7 protein-coding genes and 1 pseudogene are annotated in these 7,284 nt (G+C 68.7%); 5 read left to right on the top strand and 3 right to left on the bottom strand.

The annotated features are described in order from the left end of the window. The 4 genes and pseudogenes from ABDW21_RS15535 to ABDW21_RS15520 form a co-directional block, all read left to right on the top strand. Positions 1–369: hypothetical protein (locus tag ABDW21_RS15535; RefSeq protein ID WP_343710684.1), on the top strand; the 369-nt coding region annotated here is incomplete at its 5' end. 349 nt (positions 370–718) lie between these two features. After that, positions 719–937, top strand: a pseudogene (locus ABDW21_RS15530) (hypothetical protein); the annotation flags it as partial. A gap of 91 nt (positions 938–1,028) precedes the next feature. Next, entirely contained in the window at positions 1,029–2,249 is a 1,221-nt protein-coding gene (locus tag ABDW21_RS15525) for an acetyl-CoA acetyltransferase (RefSeq protein ID WP_343602428.1), read from the top strand. A 2-nt stretch (positions 2,250–2,251) separates the two neighbouring features. Continuing rightward, positions 2,252–3,769, top strand: a complete 1,518-nt coding sequence (locus ABDW21_RS15520) for a carotenoid oxygenase family protein (RefSeq protein ID WP_343602429.1) — start codon at positions 2,252–2,254, stop codon at positions 3,767–3,769. A gap of 22 nt (positions 3,770–3,791) precedes the next feature. Here the strand turns inward: ABDW21_RS15520 and ABDW21_RS15515 are convergent, their stop codons facing one another. The 3 genes from ABDW21_RS15515 to ABDW21_RS15505 form a co-directional block, all read right to left on the bottom strand. Then, positions 3,792–4,223 carry a hypothetical protein gene (locus ABDW21_RS15515; protein WP_343602437.1) on the bottom strand — a complete coding sequence of 144 codons (432 nt, stop codon included), beginning with the start codon at positions 4,221–4,223 and terminating at the stop codon, positions 3,792–3,794. 31 nt (positions 4,224–4,254) lie between these two features. Then, complete coding sequence (locus ABDW21_RS15510; protein WP_343602431.1) at positions 4,255–4,692, bottom strand: SRPBCC family protein; 438 nt, start codon at positions 4,690–4,692, stop codon at positions 4,255–4,257. A gap of 171 nt (positions 4,693–4,863) precedes the next feature. Beyond that, positions 4,864–5,637, bottom strand: a complete 774-nt coding sequence (locus ABDW21_RS15505; protein WP_343602433.1) for a hypothetical protein — start codon at positions 5,635–5,637, stop codon at positions 4,864–4,866. 49 nt (positions 5,638–5,686) lie between these two features. Here ABDW21_RS15505 and ABDW21_RS15500 point away from each other — a divergent pair, with 49 nt between their 5' ends. After that, positions 5,687–7,204: a plasmid pRiA4b ORF-3 family protein gene (locus ABDW21_RS15500; protein ID WP_343602434.1), complete on the top strand. Its 1,518-nt coding sequence runs from the start codon at positions 5,687–5,689 to the stop codon at positions 7,202–7,204. Positions 7,205–7,284: the final 80 nt, after the last annotated feature.

Here is a 7,284-nt window from a genome sequence, read left to right as displayed (position 1 = left end):
CTCGACGCCGTTTTCGAGCCCAACCAGGTCGTGTATGCGGCCGCCAAGGACGTCGCCCGCGCCCATAATCTTCCGGAAGGCTGGCTCAATGATGCAGTCAAAGGGTTTCTGCCCGGATCGGACCCCAACGCGACGACGCTCTTCGAGCAGCCGGGCATCAGCGTGCGGATAGCCTCACCGCGTTACTTGTTTGCCATGAAAGCCGCGGCTGCACGTATCGAACGCGACGCCGAAGATCTGCGGTCCCTCTACCGCATCTGCGGCTTTGCATCGCGCGACGAAGCCCTCGACTGCGTCGCGCAGCATTACCCACCGCACCTGCTCTCCCCGAAGAGTGAGCTTCTACTGCGAGAACTGCTCGATCCGTGACTCCATCGACGACGACCCGCCCGTAGGCAATTCGTGGCCGGCGACGGCACCGTCGTTGCCGCGCCAGTGCGCATGACCACCGCCGACCGGTGGGCCGATCCCTCCCCTTATCCCGGCAGACTTCACCGTCCTCGATGAAGTGCTCGCCTTTTTCGCACTTACGAACGGGGCGAACAGCATCCAATCCATTCCTGTCAACCTTATTGGGGCCCGCAAGGATGGGTACGACATCCTTGCCGCCGAGCAAAAGATAGCCAAGGAGGGAGCGGAGGAGGCTTCGGCCGGCGTGCCCGCTGCGGAATTGGTAGGCGGGTTGCGCGCGGGGACGGGCGGCGGTGCCGGGGCGCTGATGTCGGCGAATGCGGGCTCCGGCGAGGTGTTGGCGGCGGCGCGCAGCGCGGGTCAGATCGGGCCGATGTCGGTGCCGGCGTCGTGGGCCGCCGCCCCCACGGCCAGCAATGTCACCGAGCTGTCACACACCCCCGTGACACTGCTGGGCACCGCCGAGCCCCTCGAGGCCGCCGGCGCGGGCATGCCCGGCATACCCGGCATGGCGATGACCGGGACGGGGCGCAGTTTCGGCATCGCACCCCGCTACGGGACCCGGCTGACCGTGATGGCACGCCCACCTGCGGCCGCGCCGGTTGTAGAGTTCGGTCATGGACAGCGGCGTCTGGATTCTCGGCGGCTATCAGAGCGACTTCGCACGCAACCTCACCCGAGAGGGAGTCGACGTTGCCGGCCTGACCGGCGAGGTCGTCGACGCCACCCTCGCCGCGGCCAAGCTGGACGCCGCCAATGTCGGAGTCGTGCACGTCGGCAACGCCTTTGGGGAGATGTTCACCGGGCAGGCCCACCTCGGTGCGATGCCGGCGACCGTGTGCGACGGCCTGTGGCACACCCCGGCCGCCCGGCACGAAGCCGCGTGCGCGTCGGGCAGCGTCGCGACGCTGGCGGCGATGGCAGACCTGCGCTCCGGCAACTACGACACCGCTCTGGTCGTCGGGGTAGAGCTGGAGAAGACGGTGCCCGGTGACACCGCGGCCGCGCATCTGGGTGCGGCCGCCTGGATCGGGTACGAAGGGGCCGACGCGCGGTTCCTGTGGCCGTCGATGTTCTCCCGGGTTGCCGACGAGTACGACCGCCGCTACGGGTTGGACGACACCCACCTGCGGGCGATCGCGCAGCTGAACTTCGCCAACGCGCGCCGCAATCCGCTCGCGCAGACCCGCGGCTGGACGGTGCCCGACCCGATCGCCGACGACGACGCGACAAACCCCGTTATCGAAGGCCGGCTGCGGCGCTTCGACTGCAGCCAGATGACCGACGGCGGCGCGGGCGTCGTCCTGGTCAGCGACACCTACCTGCGCGCGCACCCCGACGCCCGCCCGCTGGGGCGGATCGACGGCTGGGGACACCGCACCGTCGGGCTGGGGCTGCGGCAGAAACTCGACCGCGCCGCCGACGACCCGTATGTGATGCCGCACCTGCGCGCGGCGGCGCTGGATGCCCTGCGCCGCGCCGAGGCGACCCTCGACGACCTCGACGGCATCGAGGTGCACGACTGCTTCACCCCGAGTGAGTATCTGGCGATCGACCACATCGGGCTGACCGGGCCGGGTGAGTCGTGGAAGGCGATCGAGAACGGGGAGATCGAGATCGGCGGGCGGCTGCCGGTCAACCCCAGCGGCGGGCTGATCGGCGGCGGGCACCCGGTCGGCGCGTCGGGCATCCGGATGCTCGTCGACGCGGCCAAGCAGGTCAGCGGGACCGCCGGCGACTACCAGGTCGACGGCGCGAAAACCTTTGGCACGCTGAACTTCGGCGGCAGCACCGCGACGACGGTGAGCTTCGTCGTCGGCGCGGCGGAAGGCCTCTGACGATGGACGTCGAGATCGTCGGCAAGTTCCTGTCCACGCTGCCCGACGACGACGACCACCCCTACCGGACCGGCCCGTGGCGGCCGCAGACCACCGAGTGGGACGCCGACGACCTGACCCCGGTCGAGGGCGAGATTCCCGGTGACCTCGACGGTGTCTATCTGCGCAACACCGAGAACCCGCTGCACCCGGCGTTGCGGTCCTACCACCCGTTCGACGGCGACGGCATGCTGCAAGTGGTCGGATTCCGGGACGGAAAAGCGTTCTACCGCAACCGATTCATCCGCACAGACGGCTTTCTGGCGGAGAACGACGCCGGTGGCCCGCTGTGGCCGGGCCTGGCCGAGCCGCCGTCACTGGCCAAGCGCACCGACGGCTGGGGTGCGCGGGGGCTGTTGAAGGACGCGTCGAGCACCGACGTCGTCGTACACCGCGGCATCGCGCTGACCAGCTTCTACCAATGCGGCGATTTGTACCGGCTCGACCCGTACTCCGCCGAGACGCTCGGCAAGGAGAGCTGGCACGGCAGCTTTCCGTTCGACTGGGGTGTGTCCGCACATCCCAAGGTGGACAACGCAACTGGCGAATTGCTGTTCTTCAACTACAGCAAGCAGGCCCCGTATCTGCATTACGGTGTCGTCGACGAACGCAACGAGCTTGTCCATTACATCGACGTACCGCTGCCGGGGCCGCGGCTGCCGCACGACATGGCGTTCACCGAAAACTACGTCATCCTCAACGATTTCCCGTTGTTCTGGGATCCCGACCTGCTGCAACGCGGCGTGCACGCCGCGCGGTTCCACCCGGACATGCCGTCCCGGTTCGCGGTGCTGCCACGGCGCGGGCAGACCGCCGACATCCGGTGGTTCGAGGCCGAGCCGACGTTCGTTCTGCACTTCGTCAACGCCTACGAGGACCGCGACGAAATCGTGCTGGACGGCTTTTTCCAGGGCGACCCCGAGCCCGCCGACACCGGCACCGGCACCACGTGGCAGCGGGCGTTTCGCTTCCTGGCCCTCGACCGGATGCAGGCCCGGCTGCACCGGTGGCGGTTCAACCTCGTCACGGGTGCGGTGAACGAGGAACAACTGTCGGAGTCGGTGACCGAGTTCGGGATGATCAACGCCGACTACGCCGCCGGCAACTACCGCTACACCTACGCCGCCGCCGGTAAGCCGGGCTGGTTCCTGTTCGACGGTCTGGTCAAGCACGACGTGCGCACCGGCCGCGAGGAGCGCTACGCGTTCGGTGACGGCGTCTACGGCAGCGAGACCGCGATGGCGCCGCGGCGCGGCGGCCGGGGCGAGGACGACGGCTACCTGGTCACGCTGACCACGGACGTGAACGCCGACGCCTCCTACTGCCTGGTTTTCGACGCCGCCCGGCCCGGGGACGGCCCGGTGTGCAAACTCCCACTGCCGGAACGCATTTCCAGCGGAACCCACTCGACGTGGGCTGCGGGCGCGCAGTTGCGGCGCTGGCACACCGCCGACTCGGCGGCCGGTGCGATCGGGCTGTGAAAACCGTCGCGCGCCAACGGTTTCAGCGCGACCGGTGGCCGGCCAACGACGACACCAACGCCCACAGCGAGCAGGCCACCGCGGCGGCAGCGGCCGTGACACCGACATACAGCCCGTAGCCGGCAGCCACCGGCGGGTTGACGTTGACGTGGTAGTACCACGCCGTGAGCGCCGCGAGGAGCAGCGAAATCGCCAGCGCCGCAACCGATGCCAACCGGACCGACAGTCCGCGGCCGGCCATTGCGCCGGCCACGATCAGCACCGCGGACAACACCACGATGAGCTGGCCCGTCCCGAAGCCGCGTGGCAACACCAGGTTGCCGGCGCTGCCGCCGACGGCGTTGGCCCAGCCGCCGCCGTCGACCCTGGTCTGCAGCCACGGCAGCCAGGCGCTAACCGAGGTGATCGCCGCGAACAACGCCACCAGCCAACCGGACTTCAGGCGGGTCATAATGCGACACTAACGCGCGACGGCGCAGGCAGCCTCAGGCCGGCGCGAACACGGTCACGAACTTGTCCAATGATTCGCGGATATCGCTTTTCAGCGCGCCGGCGACGATCATCCCGATCGGCCCGAACAACGCCGGCCCGCCCAGGTGCACGTCGAAACTGACCACCGAGCCGTCGTCTTTCGGCTTGACCTTGGCGAGCAGCTTGACCTTGACACCGCCGACACCGTCGCCGTTGAGCGTCATGGCTTCCGGCGGCTTGTAGTGCACGATGGTCCACCTGATGCGGTTGGGCATGCCCTTGACCTCGACGATCGACTCGATGACCGTGCCCTTCTGCAGCTGCTCGGGTGGTTTGCTGCGCCACACCCGATGGATGGTCAGCCATTCCTTGTAGCGGGCCAGGTCGGAGGCATGCGCCCAGGCCTGCTCCGGCGGCAGTGCCACGGCGATGGATCCGGACAGTTTCGCCATGGGTTACCGCTGCCGGTCCTCGTTCAGGGCCGTCGTGGCCGCGTCCTGCACCGCGTCGACGGTGTCGGTGTTCGCCGGCGGCAGGCCCGTGGCTGTGCCCAGAAATCCCATGTGTTCGTCCTTTCCGAGAGCCGACCTTACCGCCGGTCGGGGCGGATCGGGTCGGCCTCGTCAGTCGAGCAGGCTGTACTGGAGGCACCTGTCGTCGAGCTGGTCGGATACCCAGTGCCGAATGGACACGTCGGGGTCGCTATTCGCCAGCGTCCGCACCAGGTCGACCTCACCGCCGTCGAGCAACCGCTGCAATGCTGCCTTGCGGGGTGCTTTATGGCCCCAGGCCAGCGCCGCGTTCACCACGATGCGCGCCTGATCTTCGTCAAGGCCGGCAGCGACGCGGACGGCTCCGGTCACCACCGCGGCGGCGTCGCGCGCCGGCAGCGACCGTGCGTGGTCGAGGACGTCGGCCGCGCTCGCGCGGTGTTGCATCAGGATCCGCCCGGCAGCCCATGCCCGCAGCGGCGGCCACACGTGACGGTGCGCGGTCGCCGGAGTGTTCGGATCCAGCCGGATCGTCCGGCCGGGCCGGGGCGAACCCAGATCGAATTCGACGAAGGTATTGCCGGTCCACCAGAGCGGGTAGCCATAGAGCACCTGTTCGTTCCACAGCAATGTGTCGGCGAGCCGATCCTGCTCGTCATCGTCGAGGATCGCCGAATCCGCTACGCCGGCAATCACTTTTGCGCTCACGCGGCGCCACCGCCAGTCGGTGCACAGCAGCAGCGCGGAGTCGAAAGCGCCCGGCTCACCGCTGCTGTGCAGTCGCTGGAAGGCGTCTGTCGCAACGGCCGGCGGCAGCTCACGGGCTGTCGCACCGGCCACCAGCAGCCGCCACAGGCTCAGCGCATCGGTGATGTCGGAGATTTCTGTCGACGTCCGGTCGTGCATCGGCTCATCCTGCCAACACTGCGCACGGTTATGAACTACCGTCGTCGGCGTGGCGGACGACAACGGCGAAATCCTGCGGAGTGTCAGGGAGGCGCTGGCGGGAGGCTCCCCCGCCGATATCCAGGCGCTTGCGCAAAGACTGCTTGTCGACGGTCCGACACCGATCGAGCAGCTGCTTGCCGCGACCAAACCACCGCCGCGCCGCCGGCCACGCCGGTCGGAAACGGTGACGCTTCGGGTCCGGGCGGACCTGGCCGGCACGAAACCGCCGGTGTGGCGGCGGCTCGAACTCGCCTCGGACCTGTTTCTGAACGAGGTGCACGAGATCATGCAGGCCGCGTTCGGCTGGACCGATTCCCACCTGCACCGGTTCGGTAGCGGGCCGGCCTGCTACAGCCGCGAGACGGAGTACTACCTGTGTCCGTTTTCGGCCGACGAGGGTGACGAGGGCGTGCCGGAGGAAGAGGTGCGGCTGGATGAGGTGCTGGTCGACGTCGGCGACAGATTGTTCTACGAATACGACTTCGGCGACAGTTGGGAGCACGTGATCCGGCTCGAGGCCGTGCTTGAGCGCGACGCGTCGGCGCCGCGGGCGATCTGCACCGGTGGGCGTCGACCCGGCCCTGCCGAGGACTGCGGCGGTATCGGCGGTTACGCGCTGCTGGTCGCTGCCACCGATCCCGGGCACCCCGACTATGCGGCGGCCCGTGCCGAATATGCCGAGATGTACGGTCCCGACACCGACCCGCAGGGCTGGGCACCGACGCCGTTCGATATCGACGCGGTCAACGAGGCGTTGGCCGATCTGGACGCCATCGTGTCGCCGAACGAGATCGCCGGCCCGCTGCGGGATTTGCTCGACGCGATACGCACCACGCACGGGCAGCGCGAGTTGCGTCGGCTGCTTGCCCGTGCGCGCCTGCAGGATCCGGTGCTGGTGGGCGCCGACAGCGCCGCCGCGGCGGTGCGTCCGTACGCGTGGTTGCTGGACCGGGTCGGCGACGACGGCATCAAACTCACCCAGGCCGGCTACCTGCCACCAGCGCATGTCGCGGCCGCGTTCACCGAACTGGGGTTCGACGAGTTCTGGATCGGCGCGGGCAACCGCGAGGACCTCACCTATCCGGTGCTGAACCTGCGGGAATCGGCGCAGCGGCTCGGGTTGCTGCGCAAGCAGCACGGCCGTTTGCTCGCGACCGCGCGGGGCCGGGCACTGCGTGGCGACCCAGTCGGGTTGTGGTGGCACCTCGCCGAGCGGACCCCGACGGCGTCGCGCGACCGGTGCGGGTATCAAGCCGGACTGCTGTACCTGGCCACCGTGGCCGCCGGGATCACCGAGGATCGCGAGGAGATCGTCGCGGAGCTGCTCGACGGGCTGGGATGGATGTGCGGCGACGGCTCCCGGATCACAGCGGCATCGGCGGCGCGAGCGTTTTCCCAGGTCACAGACACGCTGCGCTGGACGGGCTTGCTGCAACGTCGCGGAGCCAGGCTCGACGAACAGGAGTCGCCCGCGAGAAAGACGGTCGACTTCGCCCGCGCCGCACTCACGACGTGGCCTCGGTAGCAGCGCGTATCACGGGTCGTCGTCTTCGGTTTCGTCGTCGTGCTCGTCTTCGTTGTTGAGGAGTTCGTGGGGGTGGTGGA

The organism is Mycobacterium sp. (assembly GCF_039583805.1).
Taxonomy (GTDB): Bacteria; Actinomycetota; Actinomycetes; order Mycobacteriales; family Mycobacteriaceae; genus Mycobacterium.
This window is presented reverse-complemented; position numbering and strand designations above follow the sequence as displayed.